The following is a 23412-nucleotide window of genomic DNA, read 5'->3' on the forward strand; positions in this document are numbered from 1 at the left end:
GTGCCCAACAGCGTGCCTGACCTTCGCCGTGCCGAGGGTGTCCTGTTCGATCTCGACGGTGTCCTGACGCCGACCGCAGAGGTGCACATGCGCGCCTGGCAGGCCGTCTTCGACGGCGTGTTCGCGCAGTGGGGGATCACCCCGCCGTACACGGATGCCGACTACTACGCCTACGTCGACGGCAAGAAGCGATACGACGGCGTGGCGAGCCTGCTGCACAGCAGGAACGTCGAGATCCCGTGGGGCCAGGTCGACGACCCGCCCGAGAAGGACACGATCTGCGGCATCGGCAACCGCAAGAACGCCGCGTTCGCGACAGCTCTCCGGCGTGAGGGCATCGGGCCGTTCCCCGGATCGCTCGCCCTGATCCGGCAGCTTCGTGACGAAGGCATCCCGCAGGGCGTCGTCTCGAGCTCCAAGAACGCCGAAGAAGTGCTGGAGACCGCCGGCATCCGCGACTTCTTCACCGTCGTCATCGACGGCCGCGTCGCGGAACGCGACGGTCTCGCATCCAAGCCGGCGCCCGACATGTTCCGCGCCGGCGCCGTCGCGCTCGGCGTGAACCCCGGAGAGAGCGTCGCCGTGGAGGATGCGCTCTCCGGTGTCGAATCCGCCGTCGCGGCCGGCTTCTCCACCGTCGTCGGCGTCGACCGCGGCGCCGGTGCCGGCGCGCTGCACGAGGCCGGCGCCACGTGTATCGTCGATGACCTTGCCCGCCTGCTGCTCGACCCGTCGCCCGGCGACACCCTGGAGACTGAATGATCGATCGCGACCGCTTCCCCGCAGATCCGTGGCGCCTCACAGAGACCCGCTACTCCCAGGACGGCGTCTCCGAGACGCTGTTCGCCGTGGGCAACGGCTACCTCGGGCTGCGCGGCAACCACATCGAGGGTCGCGACGCGCACGAGCACGGCACGTTCATCAACGGGCTGCACGAGACCTGGCCGATCCGCCACGCCGAGCAGGCATACGGCTTCGCAGAGGTCGGCCAGACCATCGTGAACGCTCCGGATGCCAAGATCATGCGCGTCTACGTCGACGACGAGCCGATCTCGTTCGACGAGGCGGAGGTGCGTGAGTACGAGCGGACGCTCGACATGCGCACCGGCGTGCTCTCCCGCAGCTTCGTGTGGGAGACGCCATCGGGCAAGCGCATCCGCATGCGCGACGAGCGGATGGTCAGCTTCGAGGAACGACACCTCGCGATCCTCAAGGTCGAGGTCACCGTCGAGAACGCCGATGCCCCGGTCACCATCAGCTGCCAGCTGCTGAACCGCCAGGACGGCGGCGACGTGTACGGCGGCACGCCCAGGGCGGCGAAGAAGACCGGGTTCGATCCGCGCAAGACGGAGAAGATCACCGCGCGCGTGCTCGAGCCGGTCGAGTACTGGCAGGACGGCCTGCGCTCGGCCCTGTCGTACCAGACAGCCGATTCCGGGATGACGATCGCGCTGGTCGCCGATCACGTCATCGCGACCGACAACGAATACAGCGCGCGCACGCTGGTCGAGCCGGACATCGCCAAGAACGTCTTCCGCGTGCAGGCGAAGGCCGGCATCCCGATCACGATCACAAAGCTCGTCAGCTATCACACCTCGCGCAGCGTCCCCGCTCGCGAACTCGTCGACCGGTGCCGCCGGTCGCTGGACCGTGCTGAGGTCGAGGGCGTCGCTGCGCAGTTCGAGCGCCAGCGCGATTGGCTCACGGCGTTCTGGGAGCGGTCGGATGTCGAGATCGAAGGGCACGACGACCTGCAGCAGGCGGTGCGCTGGTGCCTGTTCCAGCTCGCACAGGCTTCCGCGCGAGCCGACGGCAACGGCGTTCCGGCCAAGGGCGTGTCGGGCTCCGGCTACAGCGGCCACTACTTCTGGGACACCGAGATCTACGCGCTCCCGTTCCTCACGTACACGAGCCCGCAGTGGGCCCGCAACGCGCTGCGCGCGCGGGTGCTCATGCTGCCGGCAGCCCGCCGCAGGGCCAGTCAGCTGAACGAGGCGGGCGCGCTCTTCCCCTGGCGCACGATCAACGGCGAAGAGGCGTCGGCGTACTACGCCGCCGGCACCGCGCAGTACCACATCAACGCCGACGTGAGCTTCGCGCTGGGCAAGTACGTCCGCGCCACCGGCGATGACGACTTCCTGCGCCACGAGGGCGTGGACATCGCGGTCGAGACGGCGCGGCTGTGGGCGACGCTCGGCTTCTGGCGCGGTTCGAACGGCGATGCGACGTTCCACATTCACGGCGTGACGGGGCCGGACGAGTACACCACGGTCGTCAACGACAACCTGTTCACCAACGTCATGGCCCGCTACAACCTGCGCTACGCCTCTCGTGTGGTGCGGGAGATCGAGCAGGACGACCCGAAGGCGTACGCGGGCATCGTCGAGCGCACCGGATTGGATGCCGGCGAGCCGGACGCCTGGGACCGCGCCGCCGAGGCGATGTTCATCCCGTTCAGTGAGAGCCTCGGCATCCACCCGCAGGACGCGATGTTCCTCGAGCGCGAGGTCTGGGACCTGGAGCACACGCCGGATGACCAGCGCCCGCTGCTGCTGCACTTCCACCCGCTGGTGATCTACCGTTTCCAGGTGCTCAAGCAGGCCGACGTCGTGCTCGCGCTCTTCCTGCAGGGAAACCATTTCACGGCCGAGGAGAAGCGCGCCGACTTCGAGTACTACGACCCGCTGACCACCGGCGACTCGACGCTGTCGGCGGTCGTGCAGTCTGTGCTCGCAGCGGAGGTCGGCTATCAGGACCTCGCCAAGGAGTACTTCGAGCACTCGTTGTTCGTCGATCTCGGCGACCTGCACGGCAATGCGTCCGACGGTGTGCACGTCGCCTCGGCGGGCGGTGTGTGGACCGCGCTGGTTTCCGGGTTCGGGGGCATGCGCGACCACGCCGGTGAGCTGAGCTTCGACCCCCGTCTCCCGGCGGATTGGCCGTCGATGTCGTATGCGCTGCAGTGGCAGCGCAGCTCGCTGCGGGTCACGCTCACGCGCGACGAGCTGCGGGTGCGTGTGCAGGAGGGCGAGCCGGTGACGTTCACGGTGCGCGGTGCGGAGTACTGGGCATCGGCGGACATCGAGGCCGTGGTGCCGCTGGCCGATCAGGGGCCGGTGCTGCCTGGCCGGCCACGGCTGGGCCAGTTCGAGGACGCGCGACGTGAGGACGGCACGCGGATCTCGGCATCCGTCCCGGTCATCACGAGCACCATGCCGGTGATCACGACGTTCGAGGACTAGGTGTCGGTGGCACGCCGTAGGCTGGATGCGTGACCACAGCCCTATACCGCCGCTACCGGCCCGAGAACTTCGGGGAGATGATCGGGCAGTCCCAGGTGACCGATCCGCTGATGACGGCGCTGCGCAGCGACCGTGTCGGTCACGCGTACCTCTTCTCCGGTCCGCGCGGTTGCGGAAAGACCACTTCGGCGCGCATCCTGGCGCGCTGCCTGAACTGCGCGGAAGGTCCGACCGACACCCCGTGCGGCACCTGCCCGAGCTGCGTCGAGCTCTCCCGCTCCGGCGGTGGCTCGCTGGACGTTGTCGAGATCGACGCCGCGAGCCATAACGGCGTCGACGACGCCCGCGATCTGCGCGAGCGCGCGACGTTCGCGCCGAGCCGGGACCGGTTCAAGATCTTCATCCTCGATGAGGCGCACATGGTCACACCGCAGGGATTCAACGCCCTGCTCAAACTCGTCGAAGAGCCTCCTGCGCACGTCAAGTTCATCTTCGCGACGACCGAGCCCGACAAGGTGCTCGGCACGATCCGCTCGCGCACACACCACTACCCGTTCCGGCTCGTGCCGCCCGCGGCCATGCTCGAGTACGTCGAGAAGCTCAGCGACGAGGAGGGCGTCAAGGTCGATCAGGGCGTGCTGCCGCTCGTCGTGCGCGCCGGCGGCGGTTCGCCGCGAGACACGCTGTCGCTGCTCGATCAGCTCATCGCGGGCTCCGACGGCGACTCGGTCACGTACGAGCGTGCGGTCTCGCTGCTCGGCTACACGCACGGCGCGCTTCTCGACGAGATCGTCGACGCGCTCGCCGCGGGGGATGCCGCGGCCGCGTTCCCCGCGATCGACCGGGTCGTGCAGACGGGTCAGGATCCGCGTCGCTTCGTCGACGACCTGCTGGAGCGGCTGCGCGACCTCATCGTGATCGCCGCCGTCGGCGATGGCGCGTCCGCAGTGCTGCGCGGGCTCGCCGAGGACGAACTCGCTCGCATGCGCGCGCAGGCTGACGCGTTCGGCGCGTCACGCCTCTCGCGGACGGCCGACGTCGTGAGCGCGGCCCTGGATGACATGACCGGCGCCACATCGCCGCGCCTGCACCTGGAACTGATGATCGCCCGGGTGCTGAGCGCGGCGGGGGAGGGGGCTGGTGCCGCTGCCGGCTTCGACTCGCCGAGGCTCGCTCAGCCCGTTTCGTCTTCGGCGCCTGCGACACCTCCGCTCAACGCCCCGCAGGCTGCAGCGGCTGCGCCGAATGCTCCGCAGACTGCAGTGGCTGCGCCGAATGCTCCGCAGACTGCAGTGGCGGCGGATACAACGAAGACTTCATCACGGGTCGTTGAGCGAGCCGAAGGCGAGACGAAACGCGTTGAGCGAGCGGAGCGAGTCGAAACGTCTCCAGCGCCCGAAGCATCCTCGTCTCCGGCGCCCGAAGCATCCTCTTCGCCCGCCCCTGAGCAGGCATCCGCTCCAGCACCTTCCCCCGCACCGTCCGGGCCGGTCACCATCGACCGCATCCGCGGATCGTGGCCGGCGGTCCTCAAGCGGCTGGAGAGCGTCAGCCGTACGTCCTGGTTGCTCGTCACGGCGGTGCAGCCGCTCGAGTTCGACGCCGACACGGATGTGCTCACCGTCGGGTTCTCCAGCCCGAACGATCTGGCGAAGTTCAAGGGGACGACTCCAGGGAACGGTCCGTCCGACCACCTGCGCGCCGCCATCGAGCAGGAGCTCGGCGTGAAGGTCAAGTACCGGCCGGCACAGCTGCCTCCGGCGGCGCTCTCCGAGGCCGCGGCGCCCGCTCCCGTTCGCACCGCCCCTGCACCCACCAGGCAGGCGGCGCCCTCTGCTCCTGTCACGGAGTGGGCGGTCGCGGCGATCCCGGCATCCGACCAGAATGCGCCGGCAACGCCGGAACCCGTGCAGCAGCAGTTCCCGGTCGACGACGAACCCGCCGAGGTCGAGGCCGCGGCATCCGCCCCCGCCGCACCGCGCGACGGAGACGTCGACCGCGACGAACCGCCGCTGCCCAGCGACGATGACGCTCCGTACCCGGATGACGAGCCACCGTACGACCCGGGCTACACGCCAGGCGCGCCGTCCACCCCCGCGCCGCAGACGCCGCCGCCGTCCGCCGGTGCCGCGCCGGCGACTGCCGCGCAGCCCTCGAAGCCGCGCATCGCGCCGGCGGTCAAAGAACGATCACCCGGCGGCGTGCAGCGCTACGGCGAGGCCGTGATCCGACAGGTCCTCGGTGCGACGTTCGTGCGCGAAGAGCCCTACGAGCCGCCGACGAGGTTCGCCTGATGTACGACGGCATCGTCCAGGAGCTCATCGACGAATTCGGCCGTCTTCCCGGGATCGGGCCGAAGTCCGCGCAGCGCATCACGTTCCACATCCTGCAGACGCCGTCCTTCGACGTCGCCCGCCTCGCCGAGCTGCTCACCGAGGTACGCGCTCGCGTGCGGTTCTGCGAGATCTGCGGCAACGTGTCCGAGCAGGACCGCTGTGCGATCTGCCGCGACCCGCGTCGCAACCCCGCCCTGATCTGTGTGGTCGAAGACGCCAAGGACGTCTCGGCCATCGAGCGCACTCGCGAGTTCCGCGGTCTCTACCATGTGCTCGGCGGCGCCATCAGTCCGATCGCCGGTGTGGGCCCCGACGATCTCCGCATCACGCAGCTCATGTCGCGCCTGGCCGACGGCACCGTGCAAGAGGTGATCATCGCGACCAACCCGAACCTCGAGGGCGAGGCGACTGCCAGCTACCTGAGCCGCCTGCTCACCACCATGCAGATCACGGTGTCGCGTCTGGCATCCGGACTGCCGGTCGGCGGCGACCTCGAGTACGCCGACGAGGTCACGCTCGGCCGGGCCTTCGAGGGCCGGCGCACGCTGTGAACACGCGGAGCGTGTCGGTCGTGGTCGCCGCAGCGTGAACGCCCAGGCCGGATTCACGCGCAAGGGCTGGATCCTCTTCGCCGTCATGGCTTTCGTCTGGGGCATCACCTACCTCTTCATCAAAGAGGCCGTGCATTCGATCACACCGCCGGCCGTCGTGGCGGGGCGCACTCTGCTCGGCGGGCTCGTGCTCCTTCCGTTCGCTCTGCGCAGCGGTGCGCTGAAGGCCGCGTGGAAGCACTGGCCGTGGGTGCTCGCGTTCGGCGTGGTCGAGATGGCGGGGCCGTTCCTGCTGCTCAGTCACGCCGAGACGCAACTGCCGTCGGGTCTGACCGGGCTTCTCGTGGCCACCGTGCCGCTGTTCGCTGTGATCATCGCGCTGCTGCGGGGTGATCGCACGGCACTGTCCCCGGTACGACTGGGCGGGCTGCTGCTCGGGTTCGCCGGCGTCGCGATCGTCGTCGCCGGGCCGGGGCTCTTCCCGCATGAGCCGGCGAGCGTCTTCGCGATCGGCGAGATCCTGCTCACGGCGCTGCTGTACGCGATCGCGCCGTTCATCATCGCGCACAAGCTCTCGGACGTGCCGTCCATCGGAACCATCACGCTCGCCCTGTTCGCGATCGGCATCGGCTACCTCCCGGCCGCCCTGCTCACTCAGAACGAGCTCCCGACGGTTCGATCGGCCGTGTCCCTGCTGCTGCTCGGGATCATCTGCACGGCCGTCGCCTTCGTCGCGTTCTTCGCACTGATCCGCGAGGTCGGCCCTGTGCGCGCGCCGCTGTTCACCTACGTGAACCCGGTGGTCGCGATCGTCCTCGGCACAGTCTTCCTGTCCGAACCGATCACGTCGGGACTCCTGTTCGGCTTCCCGGTGATCATCGCCGGATGCTGGTTCGCCGCCACCGGCGGACGGCTGCGCACTCGCAAGGAGGCGCTGCCACCGCCGCAGATGCCCTGACGGACGTGGCTCATTCCTCCCGGCGGATGGCGGAGAGCAGCGCGAGCAGCAGCAGAACGAACCCGGCGCCGACGAGCATGTGACCGAGACCGGCGATCCCGGCGATCATCTTCGACGACGCCAGTCCCTGTACCTGCAGCATCCCGTGCCAGACGAGCATCGCAGACGTGAGCACGACACCGGTGTTGTAGATCCAGAAGAACCAGCGGAACAGCCGGCTCGACGACAGGGAGAATGACCTCTCGAGAACGAGGACGATCAGCAGAACGATCATCCCGAGCGTGAGGATGTGCGTGTGCGCCACGCCGAGCTGGCCCATCATCCCCTCCGGGTAGCCGTTGAGCTTGGTGAACTCACGGTAGAAGAGGCCTGCGGCGAGTCCGAGCACGGTGTAGACGGCGACCGCGCCGAGGAGTTGAAGCTGAGCGGAGCGCGACACTGTGCGCGATGTGGGAGTGATTTCACGGGTCATGAAATCCAGCCTGCGATGAGCCTGCGGAGCGCGGATCCATCGAAAGGTCGATATCGTCGCGAGGCATTGGAGGCCAGAAGCAGGGAGAATCGGTGCATGTCGTCGCCCTCCGTCATCGATCTGTCGCGCACAGATCTGTCGCGCACGGATCCGGCGCGTCGACGGATGCTGACGGCCGCCCGATTCGCGCTGCATCTGATCACGGCACTGCTGTCTGCGGTGACGGCATTCCGCGCGATCACGACGGGGGTGCCGCTGCTGCCCGCCATGCTCGCCGCTGGGGTCTTCCTCGCCTGGTATGCCACCGGTGCCGCGTTCGCGCGCGGCCGGTTCAGCGGATGGTGGCTGGGTGGCCTCGGCATCCTGTGGCTCGGCATGCTGCTGCTCTCGGCAGAGTTCGTCTGGCTGTCGTTCCCGTTGCTGCTTCTCGCCGGGCATGCGCTGCGCCGCTTGTGGTCTGTCGCGTTCGCGCTCCCCGTGCTCGCGGCGGCCATCCTCGCGCCGGTCCTGCACCAGGCTCCCATCACGTTCGCCCACATCGTGGGGCCACTGCTCGGCGGCGGGTTCGCGCTCGCGATCTCGCTCGGTTACGACGCGCTGCTGCGCGATGCCGTCGAACGCGAGCGCCTGATCGCCTCACTCGTGCATACGCAGGAGGAGATGGCCTCGTTGCAGGAGGAGCTCGTCCGCACCCAACGGGACGCCGGCGCCGCACAGGAGCGCACGCGGCTCGCCCGAGATCTGCACGACACCATCGCCCAGGAACTCAGCTCGATGGTGCTGATGGCGCGCAGCGGCGATGCGGAGCGCCTTCCCCAGATCGAAGCCCTCGCACAGCATGCGCTCGCCGATCTGCGGCGCATCGTCGCCGCCTTGGCACCCGCGGAGCTCGAGGGCGCAGCGCTGTCGGCGGCGATCGCCCGGATGCTGGAGGCGCTGCGGCAGGACACCGGGATCGCGACCGCCCTGAGCGTCGACCCCGGCACGCCGCCGATGACGACATCGCAGGAGGTAGTCTTCCTCCGCGTCGCGCAATCCGCTCTCGCCAACGTACGGCAGCACGCTGCTGCATCTCGGGCTTCGGTCACCTTCACTGCGGATGCCGGCACCGTGACGATGACGGTGCGCGATGACGGCGTCGGATTCCTCGCGGAGGATGCCGCGCTTCCCTCGACTTCGTACGGGCTGTCGGCGATGCGTTCGCGACTGCGCGAGTTCGGCGGAGCGCTCGAGGTGCATTCGGCGCCGGGGGAGGGCACCACGCTGATCGCGGCGCTGCCGTCCGGGCGTGGAGAGGAAACGCGCTGATGGTGACGAGTGTGCTGCTGGTCGACGACCACCCGATCGTGCGCGCAGGGCTGCGCGCAGTGATCGAGGCGCGCGGGTTCAGGGTGGTGGGCGAGGCCTCGACGGGAGAGGACGCGCTCGTGATGGCATCCGAGCTGCGCCCCGACGTCGTGCTGTGCGATCTTCGCCTCGGCGAGGGCATGGACGGCGTCGATACGACGGCAGCGCTGCGGCGAACAGCTAACGCTCCCGCCGTCGTGATCCTCACGACCTTCGATCACGACGCCCAGATCATCCGTGCGATCGAGGCCGGTGCGGCGGGTTACCTGCTCAAGGACGTCGACAACGACGCGATCGTCGCCGCGATCGGCGATGCCGCGGCCGGTGCGATGGTGCTCACGCCCGGCGGGGACGCCAGGGTGATCGCGGCGCTGCGCGCACCGAGGGTGCAGCTCACGGGTCGTGAGCGCGAGGTGCTGCTGCTGGTCGACGAAGGGGCTGCCAACAAGGAGATCGCGGCACGGCTGTTCATCTCGGAGTCGACCGTGAAGACCCATGTGGTCCATCTGCTGGAGAAGCTCGGAGTCGTCAGTCGAGCCGCCGCGGCCAGTGAGGCTCGACGGCTCGGGCTCATCTGACCTCTGGTGCCGTCACATGCCCACGGGGGCATGCGCCTCGAAAGTAGAATGACGCGTGGGCGGATCCGCCCGAGATCCCTGGGAGTGAACGTGGCCCTCATTGTGCAGAAGTACGGCGGCTCGTCCGTAGCCGACGCCGAGAGCATCAAGCGCGTCGCCAAGCGCATCGTCGACACCCGGCGCGCAGGGCACGACGTCGTCGTCGCCGTGAGCGCGATGGGTGACACCACCGACGAGCTGCTCGACCTCGCGAACGAGGTCGCGCCCATCCCCGCTCCGCGCGAGATGGACATGCTGCTCTCCAGCGGAGAGCGCATCTCGATGGCGCTGCTGGCCATGGCGATCCACTCCATGGGCTTCGACGCACGCTCATTCACCGGCAGCCAGGCCGGCATGATCACCGACGACCACCACGGGTCGGCGCGCATCGTCGATGTGACTCCGGTGCGACTGCGCGAGGCGCTGGACGAGGGTGCGATCGTGATCGTCGCCGGTTTCCAGGGCTTCAATCGCGACACCCGCGACATCACCACGCTCGGCCGCGGCGGCTCCGACACGACCGCCGTCGCGCTCGCCGCCGCACTCAAGGCCGACGTGTGCGAGATCTACAGCGACGTCGACGGCATCTTCACCGCCGACCCGCGTGTGATCCCGCAGGCACAGAAGCTCGACCACGTCTCGAGCGAGGAGATGCTCGAGCTCGCAGCCAACGGCGCGAAGGTGCTGTACATCCGCGCCGTCGAGTTCGCGCGCCGGCACGGCGTGCTCATCCACGCTCGCTCGACGTTCTCGTCGAGCGAGGGCACCTACGTTCTGGGCGAGGGCATGAAGAACCCGCGCGAAGCTGAGGGAGAAGTCATGGAAGAACCGATCGTCGCCGGAGTCGCCACCGACAAGGGCCAGGCCAAGATCACCGTGGTGGGCGTGCCCGACGTGCCCGGCAAGGCCGCCGAGATCTTCAAGATCATCGCGAAGTCGGGCGCGAACGTCGACATGATCGTGCAGAACGTGTCGGCCGCCGCGACCGGTCGCGCGGACATCTCCTTCACCCTGCCCAAGGCCGATGCTTCTGTCGCACTCAAGGCGCTCGCGGCGGAACAGGACGAGGTCGGCTTCGACAGCCTGATCCACGACGACCAGATCGGGAAGCTGTCGGTGGTCGGCGCGGGCATGCGCGTGCACTCCGGCGTCTCGGCGACCCTGTTCGAGGCGCTGTCGACCGCCGGTATCAACATCGAGATGATCTCGACCTCCGAGATCCGCATCTCGGTCGTGCTGCGCGACACCGATCTCGCCGACGCCGCCCGCATCGTGCACACGGCCTACGGGCTCGACGGCGAGGACGAAGCCGTCGTGCACGCCGGCACCGGCCGCTGATCTTTTCGGCCCCTGAGCCTGTCGAAGGGTAGACTCGCCGGAACCCTGACATCGGCGCCAGGCGCGGCATCCGCATCCCGACGCCGTGCCTAGCGCTTCGTTCGCAGAATCGTTCGACGCCAAGGAAAACTCTCATGACCCGTATCTCCGACTCAGGACACTCCGTCGCCATCGTGGGCGCCACCGGTCAGGTGGGCACCGTCATGCGCGAGATCCTCGCCGAGCGCTCCTTCCCGATTCGCGAGCTGCGGCTGTTCTCGTCGTCCCGGTCCGCCGGTAAGGCCATCGCGTTCGGCGGCGTGGACGTCATCGTCGAGGACGTCGAGACCGCCGACCCCGCCGGTGTCGAGATCGCGCTGTTCTCCGCCGGCGCCACGGCCAGCCGTGCATACGCCGACCGCTTCGCTGCGGCGGGCGCCGTCGTGATCGACAACTCCAGCGCCTGGCGCAACGACCCCGAGGTCCCGCTCGTGGTCAGCGAGGTCAACCCGCACGCGATCGACGAACGCCCGCGGGGCATCATCGCGAACCCGAACTGCACGACCATGGCGATCATGCCTGTCCTCAAGCCTCTCGCCGAGGCCGCGGGCCTCGAGCGCCTGGTCGTCTCGACCTATCAGGCCGTCTCCGGTTCCGGCCTTGCCGGTGCGCAGGAGCTGCTCGGACAGGTCGAGGGCGTGCTCGCCCAGGGCGACACCCTGCGTCTCGTGCACGACGGCTCCGCGGTCGACTTCCCGCAGCCGGAGAAGTACGCAGCTCCCATCGCGTTCGACGTCATCCCGCTGGCGGGCTCGGTCGTAGACGACGGCCTGAACGAGACCGACGAGGAGAAGAAGCTCCGCAACGAGAGCCGCAAGATCCTCGAGCTGCCCGACCTCCGCGTCGCCGGCACCTGTGTGCGCGTGCCGGTCTTCACCGGCCATTCCATGTCGATCCACGCCGAGTTCGCCGACGACATCACTCCGGACAGGGCTCGAGAGATCCTGGCATCCGCTCCCGGCGTCGTGCTGGAAGAGGTTCCCACACCCCTGTACGCGGCGGGCAAGGACCCGAGCTTCGTCGGACGCGTCCGCGCCGACCAGTCCGCCCCCGAGAACAAGGGCCTCGTGCTGTTCGTCAGCAACGACAACCTGCGCAAGGGCGCGGCGCTGAACGCCGTTCAGATCGCCGAGCTCGTCGCCGCCCGCCTCCCCGTCGCGTCCTGACCCAGCCCGCCCTCCCGCACGCCTCGCTCCCACGCGACGCCCGCGAGATTGCATTCCGCGGATGAGGTCGCGGCAATTTCCGGGCATCTCGTCCGCGGGATGCAATCTCGGCGTGGTTCGACGCCTCGGGCAGGCGAACTAGGATGGACGAGTGACTGAATCCGTCGACGTCGTCCTCATCGGTGGTGGCATCATGAGCGCCACCCTGGGCACTCTGCTGCACGAATTGCAGCCGGACTGGAAGATCGTCGCCTTCGAGCGGCTGTCCGATGTGGCCCAGGAAAGCTCGAACCCGTGGAACAACGCGGGCACCGGCCACGCGGCCCTCTGCGAGCTGAACTACATGCCGCAGACCGACGGGCCGCTGGATCCTGCCAAGGCGATCTCGATCAACGAGCAGTTCCAGCAGAGCCGTCAGTTCTGGTCCTCGCTTGTCGAGAAGGGCGTACTCGACGCGCCCTCGACCTTCATCAACGCCACTCCGCACATGACCTTCGTGCGCGGCGAGAAGGACGTCGCCTACCTCAAGGACCGCTACGAGGTGCTCAAGAAGGAGCCGCTGTTCGAGGGCATCCAGTTCAGCGAGGACTCCCGCGTCATCAACCAGTGGGCGCCCCTGCTCATGCAGAAGCGCCGCAAGGGCGAGCCCTTCGCCGCCACGCGCGTTCCGGCCGGCACGGACGTCGACTTCGGCGCGCTCACCCATCAGCTCTTCGACCACCTGCAGGATGCCGGCACCCAGGTGCTCACCAACCACGAGGTCCGTTCGCTGAAGAAGCAGAAGGACGGCAGCTGGAACATCAAGTACCGCAACGCGCTCGGCCACACCCCGGGACGACTGAACGCGAAGTTCGTGTTCGTCGGTGCTGGCGGATGGGCGCTCAAGCTGCTGCAGCGCTCCGGCATCCCTGAGATCAAGGGCTACGGCGTCTTCCCGATCGGCGGTCAGTTCCTGAAGACCACCAACCCTGCGGTCGTCTCGCAGCACAAGGCGAAGGTGTACTCGCAGGCATCCGTCGGTGCCCCGCCGATGTCGGTGCCGCACCTGGACACCCGCGTCGTCGACGGCGAGGCATCGCTGCTGTTCGGGCCGTTCGCGACCTTCAGTCCGAAGTTCCTCAAGAACGGCTCGATCCTCGACATCGTCTCGCAGGTGCGCACGCACAACCTGTGGCCGATGCTGAGGGTCGCGTTCGCCAACCCGGACCTCATCACCTATCTGCTCGGCGAGCTGACCAAGACGCACGGCAAGAAGGTCGACAGCCTGCGTGCGTTCATGCCGACCGCGAAGGACGAGGACTGGACGCTGATCCAGGCCGGCCAGCGCGCCCAGGTCATGAAGAAGGACCCGAAGAAGGGCGGCGTGCTGCAGTTCGGCACCGAGGTCGTCTCGGCGGCCGACGGATCGATCGCTGGGCTCCTCGGAGCCTCTCCCGGAGCCTCCACCGCCGTGCCGATCATGCTCCAGCTGCTGAAGAGCTGCTTCCCCGAGCAGTACGGTGCATGGGAGCCGACGCTGCGCGATCTCATCCCGACGTACGGCCAGAAGCTGAATGAGGACCCGGCCGCAGCCGACGAGTCGATGTCGGCGACCGCCGACGCCCTGAACATCGCGAAGTGACCCGGCGCCGTGGCGAAGCTGTACTTCCGCTACGGGGCGATGAACTCCGGCAAGTCCACGGCGCTGCTGCAGGTCGCGTACAACTATGAGGAGCGCGGCCAGCAGGTGCTGCTGGCCAAGCCCGAGATCGACACCAAGGGCGCCGCGCAGATCGAGAGCCGCCTGGGCGTGACCCGTCAGGTCGACTTCCTGATCCCGGCAGGCGGTGACGCGCGCGCCCTGTTCCGGCAGGAACGCGAACGCCTGCGGCAGCGCAGCACCGAGGGCCTGATCCCCGCCGAGCCGGCAGACGTCGCCTGCCTGCTGGTCGATGAGGCGCAGTTCCTCACCGCGGAGCAGGTCGATGACCTGTTCCGGATCGCGGTGGAGGACGGCATCCCGGTGATGGCCTACGGAATCCGCAACGACTTCCTCACGCACGCGTTCCCCGGCTCTGCGCGCCTGCTGGCGATCGCGCACTCGCTGGAGGAGATGAAGACGATCTGCCGCTGCGGGCGCAAGGCGGTCTTCAACGGCCGCGTCGTCGGAGGACGCTTCGTCTTCGACGGCGATCAGGTCGCGATCGACGAGGCTGCCACAGGGGCGGCGGCCGCGACCGACGTCGTCACCTATGAATCGCTGTGCGGGCACTGCTACCTCGAGGAGTCCGCCGGGCGACTGGGCTGAGGCGGCGGCGTCGACTCGCCTGCGGCTCGCTCAACCCGCTTCGTCGCGACTGCGGCTCGCTCAACGACCCGCGGGGTGGATACGTTCGCCCGACGTCCCGCGCTGACGTTACGGTTTTGCGTGGTCTGACCACGCGCGCTACCCTGTGGTCAGACCACAGGAGGAGTAATGGCGGAGCGCGCCTGGCAACTGGTGCTCGAGCAGGTCGAGCGCGACCTCCTCGACGGCCGCCTCGGCCCCGGTGACCGGCTACCCTCCGAGCGTGAGCTCTCCGCCGACCTCGGCGTCGGTCGCTCCAGCGTACGCGAGGCGTTCCGCGTCCTCGAGGTGATGGGGCTGATCCGCACCGCGACCGGCTCAGGGCCCACGTCAGGGGCGATCGTGATCGCCACGCCCACGGGTGGCCTCTCTGCTCTCATGCGGCTGCAGGTGGCCGCACAGGGCTTCCCGCTGACGGATGTCGTGCAGACCCGCCTCGTGCTGGAGGACACCGTCGCGGCATCCCTCGCCTCCGATCCGACACGCGACACCGCCGACGCGCACCGCATCCTCGACGCCATGGATGCCGGCGACCTCACCGCCGCGGAGTTCCTCGCCCTCGACGCCCAGCTGCATCTCGCGCTGGCCGAGTCGAGCGGCAACACTGTGATCGCCGCGATGATGGCGGGGCTGCGCACCTCCATCGAGTCCTATGTGCTCACCGGATCCGAGCAGATCCGCGACTGGGATGCCATGACCTCGCGACTGCGCGCGGAGCACCGCGCGATCGTCACCGCCATCGACGCCGGCGATGCGGATGCTGCGCGCACCCGCGTCCGCGCACACATCACCGGCTACTACACCGCCGCCGGGCTGACGCCCGGCACTGAAGACTGAAGGAAACGCCATGGTCCAGCGCCAACTGCCCAACCCCGTCGAGCTTCTCGAGCTGATGAAGTTCAAGAAGCCCGAGCTCGACGGTCGCAAGCGCCGCCTCGAGAGCGCGCTCACGATCGCCGACCTGCGACTGATCGCGAAGCGCCGGACGCCCAAGGCCGCCTTCGACTACACCGATGGCTCGGCCGAGGGGGAGATCTCGCTCACCCGCGCTCGTCAGGCGTTCGAGGACGTCGAGTTCCATCCCGGCATCCTCAAGCCCGCGCCCGACGTCGACACGTCGGTCGACATCCTCGGGGGTCCCAGCGCCCTGCCGTTCGCCATCGCACCGACCGGATTCACGCGCCTCATGCAGACCGAGGGCGAGATCGCCGGAGCGGGTGCCGCGGCGGCCGCCGGAATCCCTTTCACGCTCTCCACTCTCGGGACGACGTCGATCGAGGGCGTGAAGGCCGCCAACCCGCACGGGCGCAACTGGTTCCAGCTGTATGTCATGCGTGACCGCGAGATCTCCTACGAGCTCACCCGCCGTGCCGCCGCAGCCGGTTTCGACACCCTGCACTTCACCGTCGACACCCCCGTCGCCGGGGCCCGCCTGCGGGACAAGCGCAATGGATTCAGCATCCCGCCGCAGCTGACTCTGGGCACGATCATCAATGCGATCCCGCGTCCGTGGTGGTGGTTCGACTTCCTCACGACCCCGAAGCTCGAGTTCGCCTCGCTCAGCACCACCGGCGGCACCGTCGGCGAGCTGCTGGATGCCGCGATGGACCCCACGATCAGCTACGAGGACCTCGCCGTCATCCGCGACCTGTGGCCCGGCAAGATCGTCATCAAGGGCGTCCAGAACGTCGAGGACTCGGTGCGGCTGCGTGACGCCGGCGTCGACGGCATCGTGCTGTCGAACCACGGCGGGCGTCAGCTGGATCGCGCGCCGATCCCGTTCCACCTGCTGCCGAGCGTGCGCAAGGCGGTCGGTGACGACTTCACCGTGATGATCGACACCGGCATCATGAACGGCGCCGACATCGTGGCATCCGTGGCGCTCGGCGCCGACTTCACCCTCATCGGTCGCGCCTACCTGTACGGCCTGATGGCGGGAGGTCGGCAGGGCGTCGATCGCACCATTGCGATCCTGCGCACCGAGATCGAGCGCACCATGCGCCTGCTCGGCGTCGCATCGCTCGAGGAGCTCACCCCGGCGCATGTCACGCAGCTCGCGCGCCTGGTGCCCGTGACTCGCGACGCCGCGGAGGTCGCCGCGCGCTGAGCGGCGCGTCCCCGCCTGCGAGACTGCATTCCGCGGACGACTTTGCGTGCAATGCGGCGCATCTCGTCCGCGGAATGCAATCTCGACGAGTGAGTTGGACGCGTGCGCGGGGCGGGACGCGGGTCAGGCCCGGGTCGCGCCCTGCGGCTGCAACGTCGGCAGCAGCGCGTCGAGCTCGTCGGCGGTGCCCACCCACCCGGTGACCGCGATCGAGCGGACGCCGAGCGCCAGCACGGGGTAGTCGTTGCCGCCCTCATCGAGTCGGTCGCCGTAGAAGAGCATGTCCTCGAGGGGGATGCCGGTGTGCTCGGCGAGGGCTTTCATGCCGTAGGCCTTGTCGATGCCGGCACGGGTGATGTCGATCGACGTCGATCCGCCGGCGCGCACCTCCAGGTCGGGCAGCCGGGCCGCGACAGCGTCGCGCAGACGCAGGCGCTTGTGCCCGGTCGGATCCCAGGCGTGCTTCGCCTCACCCGGCGCCTTCTGCCCGAGCGCGGAGAACGTGATCTGCGAGCCACGATCCTCGAGGATGTCGCCCCAAGGATTCTGCTCCCAGAGGCCGAGGCGCTCGGCCTCTTCGCGCAGCGCCTGGAGGGCGGAGGCCTTCTCGGCGTCCGACAGATCGTGCGCGTAGACGGCTGCGAAGTCCTCGCCGTCGTGGCGCAGGTACCGGGTGCCGCATGTCGGCAGCAGGTGCAGGTGCGCGAGCTCCGTGGCATCCGCATCGCCCAGCCGGGCCACGACCTGTGAACGGAACTGCGTCTCGTTACCGCCGGAGATGATGGCGACCTCGACGACCCGCAGCAGCGCGCGCAGCTGCGCCGCGATGCGAGGATCGATCGCGCTCTTGGAGGCGGCGAGCGTGTCATCCAGGTCGAAGGCGACCAGGCGAGGTGAAGTCATGATGTCTCCAGGATATGGAAGAAGGCCGCCCCGGAGGGCGGCCTTCTTGCAACGGTCGGGGTGACAGGATTTGAACCTGCGGCCTCTTCGTCCCGAACGAAGCGCGCTACCAAGCTGCGCCACACCCCGTTGCAACCGTTCGAGTCTACATCGAATCGGGTGCCGCACCGAATCGAGCGCCCGCGACGGTCACGCGGGCGTGTCCCGCGCCGTCAGCGTCAGCAACGTGGCCTCCGGACGGCACGCGAACCGCACCGGTGCGTAGATCGAATGACCGCAGCCGGCGCTGACGTTCAGCGGGATGCCGCGTTCCCCGTGCGTCCACGTGCTCAGCCCCTTGGCCTGCTTCAGCGGGATGTCGCAGTTCGCGACGATCGTGCCGTAGAACGGCAGGCACACCTGCCCGCCGTGCGTGTGGCCCCCGAAGATCGCCTGCGCGCCGAGGTCGGTGAACGCGTTCAGCACACGCTGGTACGGCGCGTGTGTGACGCCGAGCAGGGGAGTGGCGGCATTCCGCGCACCGAGACCGGCGACAGCTCCCGGCAGCGCATCCAGGTCGTCCCAGTCACGGTGTGCGTCGTCGACTCCGAAGAAGTCGACGTCGCGCTCGCCGACCCGGACGCGCGCGGCGGAGTTGTTGAGGTCGGCCCAGCCGAGCTCCTCGCCGAGGAAGGCGTCCAGACCGGCGGTGTCGAGGTGATCGGGCTTCACATGCCGTTTCGAGGGGCCCGCGAAATATCGCAGCGGATTGCGCGGAGTCGGGCCGTGCACGTCATTCGAGCCGTGGACGAACACACCGGGAATGCCGGCGAACGGCTCGAACGCGCGGCGGATGCCGTCGAGTCCGTCTCGGTGACCGAGATTGTCGCCGGTGTTGACGATCAGGTCGGGTTCGAGATCGGCGAGGGATGCCAGCCAATCCTGCTTGCGGCGCTGCCACGGAGCCATATGCGCATCCGAGATGTGCAGCACGCGGAGCGGAGCGGAGCCTGCGGGGAGCGCCGCGGCTGTCGCCTCACGGACCGTGAACAGGTAGCGCTCGATCCCGATGCCCCACACCGCACACGCGGCGCCGACGGCACCCACCGCGCCGAGCGCGATGAGGGCCGGGTGAGCGGAGCCCCTACTCAATCGCCGTCGCCGTCGCCGTTACCGCCGGCGCACGCGAGCGTCACCGTGCTGCCGGGAGTGGCCTTGCCGCTGGTGGGAACCTGTGCGACGACCTCGTCGCCGCCCTTGCAGTTCGGCGCGGCGACCTTGAAGCCGGCATCCTCGATCGTCTTCTTCGCCTGTGCGTACTTCTGCCCGACGACGTTCGGAACAGCCGCTGCCGCAGGCTTGCCTGTGCTCGGCGTGATCGTCACCGTCGTGCCGGTGGCGACTCGTCCGGCGCCGGGATCCTGTTCGGCGATGAGGCCTGCGGCCACATCACTGTCGATCGGGGTGGCGACGCTGACCGAGAACCCGGCTTCTTCGAGCGTCCTCGTGGCGTCCTCCACCGACTGGCCGACGACGCTCGGAAGGTCGGCGAGCACGCGGCGGGTGAGGTTCTGGTCGGGCTTCGGGAACTGGTCACCTCCGCCGAGCAGCTGATTCGCGGCAGCCTGCATGTCGCGCGCGATTCCGTATCGGATGTTCTGCAGGAGGTTTCCGTTGGTCCACTGTCCCCAGATGCTCTCGTCGCCCTTGGTGCGTCCGACGAACACCGCGGTGGTGGCCTTGGTGCTGGACTCGATCATCATGGTCGAGTAGTCATTGTGCGACCCGGTCTTGCCGATGAGCGGCGTGCCGTCCCACGGGTTGGCGTCCTGGCCCGTGCCACCGCGTTGCATGACACCCTGCAGCGCGTATGCCGCTGTCGCGGCTACCTCAGGGGTGATGACCTGTGAACACTTCGATTCGGGGACCGGAAGCTCTTCGCCCTCCTGGTTCACGACCTTGTCGATCGCCTTCGGCTCGCAGTAGGTCCCCTTGTTGGCAACCGTCGCGTATGCTCCGGCCATGTCGAGCGGGGAGATGTACTTGTCGCCGAGCACGTTGAAGGCGTAGTTCTCGTCGGTGGTGCTGCCACCCTTGGCCGGGTTGACGCCCATGCGATCGGCGACCTTGTTGATGTCGCAGATGTCCAGCTTCGAAGCCATCGCGAAGTAACCGGAGTTCAGGGAGTTCCTGGTGAAGACCATCGGAGTCCCGGTGTAGCCGGGATTGTTCGCGAAGTTGCCGACCGTCTTCGTGTCGAAGGTGTACGTCTCTCCCACGCACTTCGCGGGCATCTTCAGGGTCTGGTTGCGGCCGTTGATCGATTCGTTGACCGAGTGCCCCTTCTCGAGCCAGTCGATGAGTGTGAAGAGCTTGTAGGCAGATCCGACCGGGAATCCGCCGGATCCGCCGTGGGCCTGATCCGAGGCGTAGACGAGCGACGTGAACGCCTGGTCGTCCGTCGTCGTCTCCCGGAAGTTCGTGTTCTGCGTCATCGCGAGCACGCGGCCGGTGCTCGGTTCGACGGTGACACCCGCAGCCCCGAAATTCTGGTTGTCGTAGTTGGCCGGCACGCGCTCGCGCAGCGCGATGATCGACGGCTCCTGCACACGCATGTCGAGTGTCGTGTAGATGTCCAGACCATCGCGGTACAGCGCCTTGGTGCGCTCTGGACCGGAGTCGCCGAAGGCGGGATCGCTCAACACGATCGTCTTCACGTACTGGCAGAAATAGGCGTTGTTGCCCGCTGCCGCACAACCCTGCGACGGCGGCTTGATGTCCGGCACGATCGGTGAGGCATCCGCCTCGTCGTACTGCGCCTGCGTGATCTTTCCATCAGCCAGCATGCGGCCGAGCACGTAGTGGCGGCGGTCAAGCGTGAGCTTGTAGCCGTCGGCCTCCGAGTTGACGGCGTTACCGTCGCTGTCGGTGGTCGTGCCGCCCTTCATGTCGATGCGGTACGTGTTCGGGTTCTGCACGATGCCCGCGAGGGTCGCGGCCTGCGCCACGGTGAGGTTCGCCGCCGACGTATTGAAGTAGTAGTTCGCCGCGGCCTCGATGCCGTAGACGGTGCCGCCGAAGCTCGCGATGTTCAGGTAGCCGAGCAGGATCTCGTTCTTCGAGTAGTCCTTCTCGATCTGGATCGCGTAGCGCATCTCCTGCAGTTTGCGCTCGATGCCGTCGCTGCCGCTGGCGTTCGTGGCATCCAGCCAGCACTGGGCGATCGTGTCGGAGTACCCCTCAGAGCCGGGCAGCACACCCTGCTCGCACTGTTGCACGAGCACGTTCTTGACGTACTGCTGGCTGATCGTCGATGCACCGCGCGATGAGGTACCGCGGAGGTTGTCGATCAGTGCCTTCGCGGTTGCGCCGATGTTGACACCACCGTGCTCGTAGAAGCTCTTGTCCTCACTCGAGAGGACGGCGTCGTACATGACCGGGTTGATCTGGTCGAATGTCACCTGCGTGCGGTTCTGGTCGAAGAACGTCGCCATGGCGAACGGTTTGCCGTCCTTGCCTGTGCCGTAGAACGTGCTCGGCTCCATGGGTGCGTCGATCTCGAGGTACGACGGCAGCTTTTCGAACAGGTCCAGAGCCTGGGAACCGGCGGCGCCCGCGACGGCGAGTGCGGGGGTGACCGTCGCGGTCACGAGGATGCCGGCGACAGCGCTGAGCCCGACCAGGCCGAGGAGGCCGCCGAGCACACCTTTAGCCGTGCGATTCTTCTGAGGCATACGCTAGATCGTAGGGGACTTCCCTGAATAATCGCCTCTGACGCTCGGCCCGGCCGACCACGTCATCGTCCACCACACAACCTGCAGGAGTGCCATGACCACGTGGGAGTATCTGACAACCCCGCTGCTGATCCACAACACCGCCGCGATCCTCAACAACTGGGGAAAGCAGGGGTGGGAGCTCGTCCAGGTCGTCCAGGGCCCCGAGGGCGGCCTGGTCGCCTACTTCAAGCGTCCTGTCTCGGACGACGCATCCGCGGCGTCCAACAGCGCCGGACTCGCCGCCGCGGCTGAGGCTTCGCGCCAGTTCGACGGGGGCGCCGCATGAGCATCACCACCCGTCTCGCCGAGCTTGGTATCGAGCTTCCCGAGGTCGCAGCTCCCGTCGCCGCATACGTCCCTGCGGTCGTGCACGGCGAGCTTGTCTACACGTCGGGTCAGCTTCCCTTCGCATCCGGTTCCCTCCCGGCGACCGGCAAGGTCGGCGCCGAGGTCACGGCCGAGGATGCCAAGGGCTACGCCCGCACGTGCGCACTGAACGCGCTCGCGGCCGCGGCGTCCGCCGCGGGCGGTGTCGAGAAGATCGGCGGCGTGATGCGCGTCGGCGGCTTCGTGGCATCCGATCCTTCGTTCACCGGCCAGCCCGGCGTCATCAACGGCGCCAGCGAAGTGCTGGGCGAGATCTTCGGGGATGCCGGGCAGCATGCCCGCGCGGCCGTCGGCGTCACGGTGCTGCCGCTGGACAGCCCCGTCGAGGTCGAGGTGACCTTCGTCCTCGTCTAGCCCGGTCCGCGCAGCAACGGAGGCCGCCCGCGCCCATGGCGCCGGCGGCCTCCGTTGCTGTTCGAGGTCAGACGTGCACGTGGCGCCGCGCCCGGAGAGACGGGACGATCAGCGCCCCGGCTCCGAGCGCGAGCAGTGCCGCGCCCACCCAGGGAGCCGCAGTCGACTCGGCGCCGGTCGCGGCCAGTTCACCGCGCTGCACGCTCACCGCGGCGACCACGGTGAGGCCGATGTCGTCGAAGCTGATGATGAGGTGGTGCTCGCCGTCCGCGACGCCGGCGAGGTCGAAGCGACCGGTGATGGCTCCGCTGTCCCACTGGACGGTGCCGATCGAGACCGGCGTCGATCGCATGTTGCCGATGATCGACGACCGCGAGTCCTGCATCTTCTTGACGAAGTCGGTCATCATGTCGAAGGCTTCATTGCGCTTGTTCGACAGGCTGGCCAGCCGCAGCATGTCCATCTGCTGAGTGTTCGTGACGGAGTCGAGTTCGATGCGTAACGATGCGACGAGCGAAGCGGCGGCCGTTCTCGCCTCGGGGGAATCCGAAGTCGCCGAAAGGAGATCGTGCGACTCCACCGCCGCGCCTGCGGCCGTGACCGCAACGGCCAGCGATCCATCGGCCGGAGCAGCGACGTATGCGCGGAGGGCCGAGATGGCCGTGTTGAGTGTGGCGACGCGGGCGTTGCGCTTCTGCACATCCGTGAGCTGCGAAGACAGCTGCTGGTCGAGCAGCTGAGCGCGCCCATCCTGGACGGCGAGCAGAGCTCCTTCGAGATCGAACGCGGTGAGCGAGATCTGGTTCACGGTCAGCCCCGGTATGCCGGCGACGACCGGCGACAGCAACCGGGATGCGGCGGCCGCCTGGTCCGGCGTCGGCTGCTGTGCGAGGCCGAGCGCCTGGCCCGAGGCGTTGAGAAGGGGGACTGCGCTGTTCGGCGTGCCTGCCGCGGTCGCGAGCAGAGTTGCGAGCTCGGATTCCGATATGCCGCTGAACACGTCAGTGAGGCCAGTGTCATCGGGGCGCTGGTGGAACGCGATGTAGGGCTGCTGAACCGGGTCGAGGGAGGGTGCAGTCGGAGTCGGAGTCGGAGTCGGAGTCGGAGTCGGAGTCGGGGTCGGGGACGGCGTCGACGGCGAGGGAGCCGGGGACGGAATCGGTGTCGGCGTCGGTGAGGGTGTCGGTGTCGGCGTCGCGCTGTCCGAGGTGAGCGCGAACGACCGGGTCACATCGACGATGCTGGGGCTTTCGACGCCGCGGGGAAGGGCGAAGGCGGGGTTGGTCGACGGCTGCGCATCCGCGAGCGTGAAGCCCGTGGCGGGCTCGAGGGAGATGCTGTAATCGTCGGTGGATGTCGTCGGTAGGGCGCCGGAGGTGAAAGTGCCGTCGGCGGCGACGGCGATGCGCTGCACAGCCGTGCCGCCGCTGAGAATGGTGATGCTCGAGCCGGAGAGGTCTGAGACGGGTGCCGCATCCGTCGTCGCCGTCACCGATCCGCTGATGGCGCCAAAC

General features: G+C 68.2%; 20 protein-coding genes and 1 tRNA gene. 15 read left to right on the forward strand and 6 right to left on the reverse strand.

The window, feature by feature from the left end:
* Genes MAE01_RS14350 through MAE01_RS14370 form a run of 5 tightly spaced genes read left to right on the forward strand, consistent with a single transcriptional unit; the run spans position 1 to position 7087 of the window.
* Complete coding sequence (locus tag MAE01_RS14350) at positions 1 to 762, forward strand: HAD family hydrolase (RefSeq protein WP_147040524.1); 762 nt, start codon at positions 1 to 3, stop codon at positions 760 to 762.
* On the forward strand, positions 759 to 3242 hold the full coding sequence (locus MAE01_RS14355) for a glycoside hydrolase family 65 protein (RefSeq protein ID WP_147040525.1): 2484 nt from the start codon (positions 759 to 761) through the stop codon (positions 3240 to 3242). Before MAE01_RS14350 ends, MAE01_RS14355 begins: the two co-directional genes overlap by 4 nt.
* A 29-nt stretch (positions 3243 to 3271) precedes the next feature.
* Complete coding sequence (locus MAE01_RS14360) at positions 3272 to 5536, forward strand: DNA polymerase III subunit gamma and tau (RefSeq protein ID WP_147040527.1); 2265 nt, start codon at positions 3272 to 3274, stop codon at positions 5534 to 5536.
* Positions 5536 to 6129 (forward strand): recombination mediator RecR, encoded by a 594-nt coding sequence (recR, locus tag MAE01_RS14365; protein WP_144797588.1) that lies wholly within the window; start codon positions 5536 to 5538, stop codon positions 6127 to 6129. The genes MAE01_RS14360 and recR overlap by 1 nt, the downstream gene beginning before the upstream one ends.
* A 34-nt stretch (positions 6130 to 6163) precedes the next feature.
* Positions 6164 to 7087 carry a DMT family transporter gene (locus tag MAE01_RS14370; protein WP_147040529.1) on the forward strand — a complete coding sequence of 308 codons (924 nt, stop codon included), beginning with the start codon at positions 6164 to 6166 and terminating at the stop codon, positions 7085 to 7087.
* Between the two features lie 10 nt (positions 7088 to 7097).
* On the opposite strand, the gene MAE01_RS14375 is transcribed toward MAE01_RS14370, so the two are convergent.
* The gene (locus MAE01_RS14375; RefSeq protein WP_147040531.1) at positions 7098 to 7559 is read right to left on the reverse strand and encodes a DUF2871 domain-containing protein; all 462 of its coding nucleotides are present in this window, start codon (positions 7557 to 7559) and stop codon (positions 7098 to 7100) included.
* Positions 7560 to 7655: 96 nt separating this feature from the next.
* On the opposite strand from MAE01_RS14375, the gene MAE01_RS14380 reads away from it, so the two are divergent.
* From MAE01_RS14380 to MAE01_RS14415, 8 genes are all read left to right on the forward strand, one after another.
* Entirely contained in the window at positions 7656 to 8867 is a 1212-nt protein-coding gene (locus MAE01_RS14380; RefSeq protein ID WP_186806257.1) for a sensor histidine kinase, read from the forward strand.
* The gene (locus MAE01_RS14385; RefSeq protein ID WP_147040535.1) at positions 8867 to 9484 is read left to right on the forward strand and encodes a response regulator; all 618 of its coding nucleotides are present in this window, start codon (positions 8867 to 8869) and stop codon (positions 9482 to 9484) included. Before MAE01_RS14380 ends, MAE01_RS14385 begins: the two co-directional genes overlap by 1 nt.
* A gap of 90 nt (positions 9485 to 9574) precedes the next feature.
* Positions 9575 to 10861 carry an aspartate kinase gene (locus tag MAE01_RS14390; RefSeq protein WP_147040537.1) on the forward strand — a complete coding sequence of 429 codons (1287 nt, stop codon included), beginning with the start codon at positions 9575 to 9577 and terminating at the stop codon, positions 10859 to 10861.
* 134 nt (positions 10862 to 10995) lie between these two features.
* Positions 10996 to 12066 carry an aspartate-semialdehyde dehydrogenase gene (locus MAE01_RS14395; RefSeq protein WP_147040539.1) on the forward strand — a complete coding sequence of 357 codons (1071 nt, stop codon included), beginning with the start codon at positions 10996 to 10998 and terminating at the stop codon, positions 12064 to 12066.
* 151 nt (positions 12067 to 12217) lie between these two features.
* Positions 12218 to 13687, forward strand: a complete 1470-nt coding sequence (locus MAE01_RS14400) for a malate:quinone oxidoreductase (protein ID WP_147040541.1) — start codon at positions 12218 to 12220, stop codon at positions 13685 to 13687.
* Between the two features lie 9 nt (positions 13688 to 13696).
* A complete protein-coding gene (locus MAE01_RS14405) occupies positions 13697 to 14353 on the forward strand; it encodes a thymidine kinase (RefSeq protein ID WP_147040543.1) in 657 nt (218 codons plus the stop codon).
* A gap of 168 nt (positions 14354 to 14521) precedes the next feature.
* Positions 14522 to 15229, forward strand: a complete 708-nt coding sequence (locus tag MAE01_RS14410) for a FadR/GntR family transcriptional regulator (RefSeq protein WP_147040545.1) — start codon at positions 14522 to 14524, stop codon at positions 15227 to 15229.
* A gap of 10 nt (positions 15230 to 15239) precedes the next feature.
* On the forward strand, positions 15240 to 16499 hold the full coding sequence (locus MAE01_RS14415) for an alpha-hydroxy acid oxidase (protein ID WP_147040547.1): 1260 nt from the start codon (positions 15240 to 15242) through the stop codon (positions 16497 to 16499).
* Positions 16500 to 16622: 123 nt separating this feature from the next.
* On the opposite strand, the gene MAE01_RS14420 is transcribed toward MAE01_RS14415, so the two are convergent.
* The 4 genes from MAE01_RS14420 to MAE01_RS14435 form a co-directional block, all read right to left on the reverse strand.
* Positions 16623 to 17402 (reverse strand): HAD-IIB family hydrolase, encoded by a 780-nt coding sequence (locus tag MAE01_RS14420; RefSeq protein ID WP_147040549.1) that lies wholly within the window; start codon positions 17400 to 17402, stop codon positions 16623 to 16625.
* A gap of 55 nt (positions 17403 to 17457) precedes the next feature.
* A tRNA-Pro gene (locus MAE01_RS14425) sits at positions 17458 to 17531 on the reverse strand.
* Between the two features lie 60 nt (positions 17532 to 17591).
* A complete protein-coding gene (locus tag MAE01_RS14430; protein WP_147040551.1) occupies positions 17592 to 18533 on the reverse strand; it encodes a metallophosphoesterase in 942 nt (313 codons plus the stop codon).
* Positions 18530 to 21115 (reverse strand): transglycosylase domain-containing protein, encoded by a 2586-nt coding sequence (locus MAE01_RS14435; protein ID WP_147040553.1) that lies wholly within the window; start codon positions 21113 to 21115, stop codon positions 18530 to 18532. Before MAE01_RS14435 ends, MAE01_RS14430 begins: the two co-directional genes overlap by 4 nt.
* Positions 21116 to 21209: 94 nt before the next feature.
* Here MAE01_RS14435 and sp36 point away from each other — a divergent pair, with 94 nt between their 5' ends.
* Complete coding sequence (sp36, locus tag MAE01_RS14440; RefSeq protein ID WP_147040554.1) at positions 21210 to 21443, forward strand: Sp36 family protein; 234 nt, start codon at positions 21210 to 21212, stop codon at positions 21441 to 21443.
* Positions 21440 to 21898, forward strand: a complete 459-nt coding sequence (locus MAE01_RS14445) for a RidA family protein (protein ID WP_147040556.1) — start codon at positions 21440 to 21442, stop codon at positions 21896 to 21898. Before sp36 ends, MAE01_RS14445 begins: the two co-directional genes overlap by 4 nt.
* 67 nt (positions 21899 to 21965) lie before the next feature.
* Here the strand turns inward: MAE01_RS14445 and MAE01_RS16050 are convergent.
* A partial coding sequence (locus MAE01_RS16050; RefSeq protein WP_186806259.1) for a hypothetical protein occupies positions 21966 to 23412 on the reverse strand: 1447 nt, incomplete at its 5' end.

Origin of the sequence: Microbacterium aerolatum (assembly GCF_007988825.1) — a bacterium.
In the GTDB taxonomy this organism is placed as follows: domain Bacteria; phylum Actinomycetota; class Actinomycetes; order Actinomycetales; family Microbacteriaceae; genus Microbacterium; species Microbacterium aerolatum.

What these genes read in the sequence shown, in the direction of transcription:
- MAE01_RS14355 (WP_147040525.1), top strand. Translation starts at nt 759, where the DNA reads ATGATCGATCGCGACCGCTTCCCCGCAGATCCGTGGCGCCTCACAGAG.
- recR (WP_144797588.1), top strand. Translation starts at nt 5,536, where the DNA reads ATGTACGACGGCATCGTCCAGGAGCTCATCGACGAATTCGGCCGTCTT.
- MAE01_RS14375 (WP_147040531.1), bottom strand. Translation starts at nt 7,559, where the DNA reads ATGACCCGTGAAATCACTCCCACATCGCGCACAGTGTCGCGCTCCGCT.
- MAE01_RS14380 (WP_186806257.1), top strand. Translation starts at nt 7,656, where the DNA reads ATGTCGTCGCCCTCCGTCATCGATCTGTCGCGCACAGATCTGTCGCGC.
- MAE01_RS14385 (WP_147040535.1), top strand. Translation starts at nt 8,867, where the DNA reads ATGGTGACGAGTGTGCTGCTGGTCGACGACCACCCGATCGTGCGCGCA.
- MAE01_RS14395 (WP_147040539.1), top strand. Translation starts at nt 10,996, where the DNA reads ATGACCCGTATCTCCGACTCAGGACACTCCGTCGCCATCGTGGGCGCC.
- MAE01_RS14410 (WP_147040545.1), top strand. Translation starts at nt 14,522, where the DNA reads ATGGCGGAGCGCGCCTGGCAACTGGTGCTCGAGCAGGTCGAGCGCGAC.
- MAE01_RS14415 (WP_147040547.1), top strand. Translation starts at nt 15,240, where the DNA reads ATGGTCCAGCGCCAACTGCCCAACCCCGTCGAGCTTCTCGAGCTGATG.
- MAE01_RS14420 (WP_147040549.1), bottom strand. Translation starts at nt 17,402, where the DNA reads ATGACTTCACCTCGCCTGGTCGCCTTCGACCTGGATGACACGCTCGCC.
- MAE01_RS14435 (WP_147040553.1), bottom strand. Translation starts at nt 21,115, where the DNA reads ATGCCTCAGAAGAATCGCACGGCTAAAGGTGTGCTCGGCGGCCTCCTC.
- sp36 (WP_147040554.1), top strand. Translation starts at nt 21,210, where the DNA reads ATGACCACGTGGGAGTATCTGACAACCCCGCTGCTGATCCACAACACC.
- MAE01_RS14445 (WP_147040556.1), top strand. Translation starts at nt 21,440, where the DNA reads ATGAGCATCACCACCCGTCTCGCCGAGCTTGGTATCGAGCTTCCCGAG.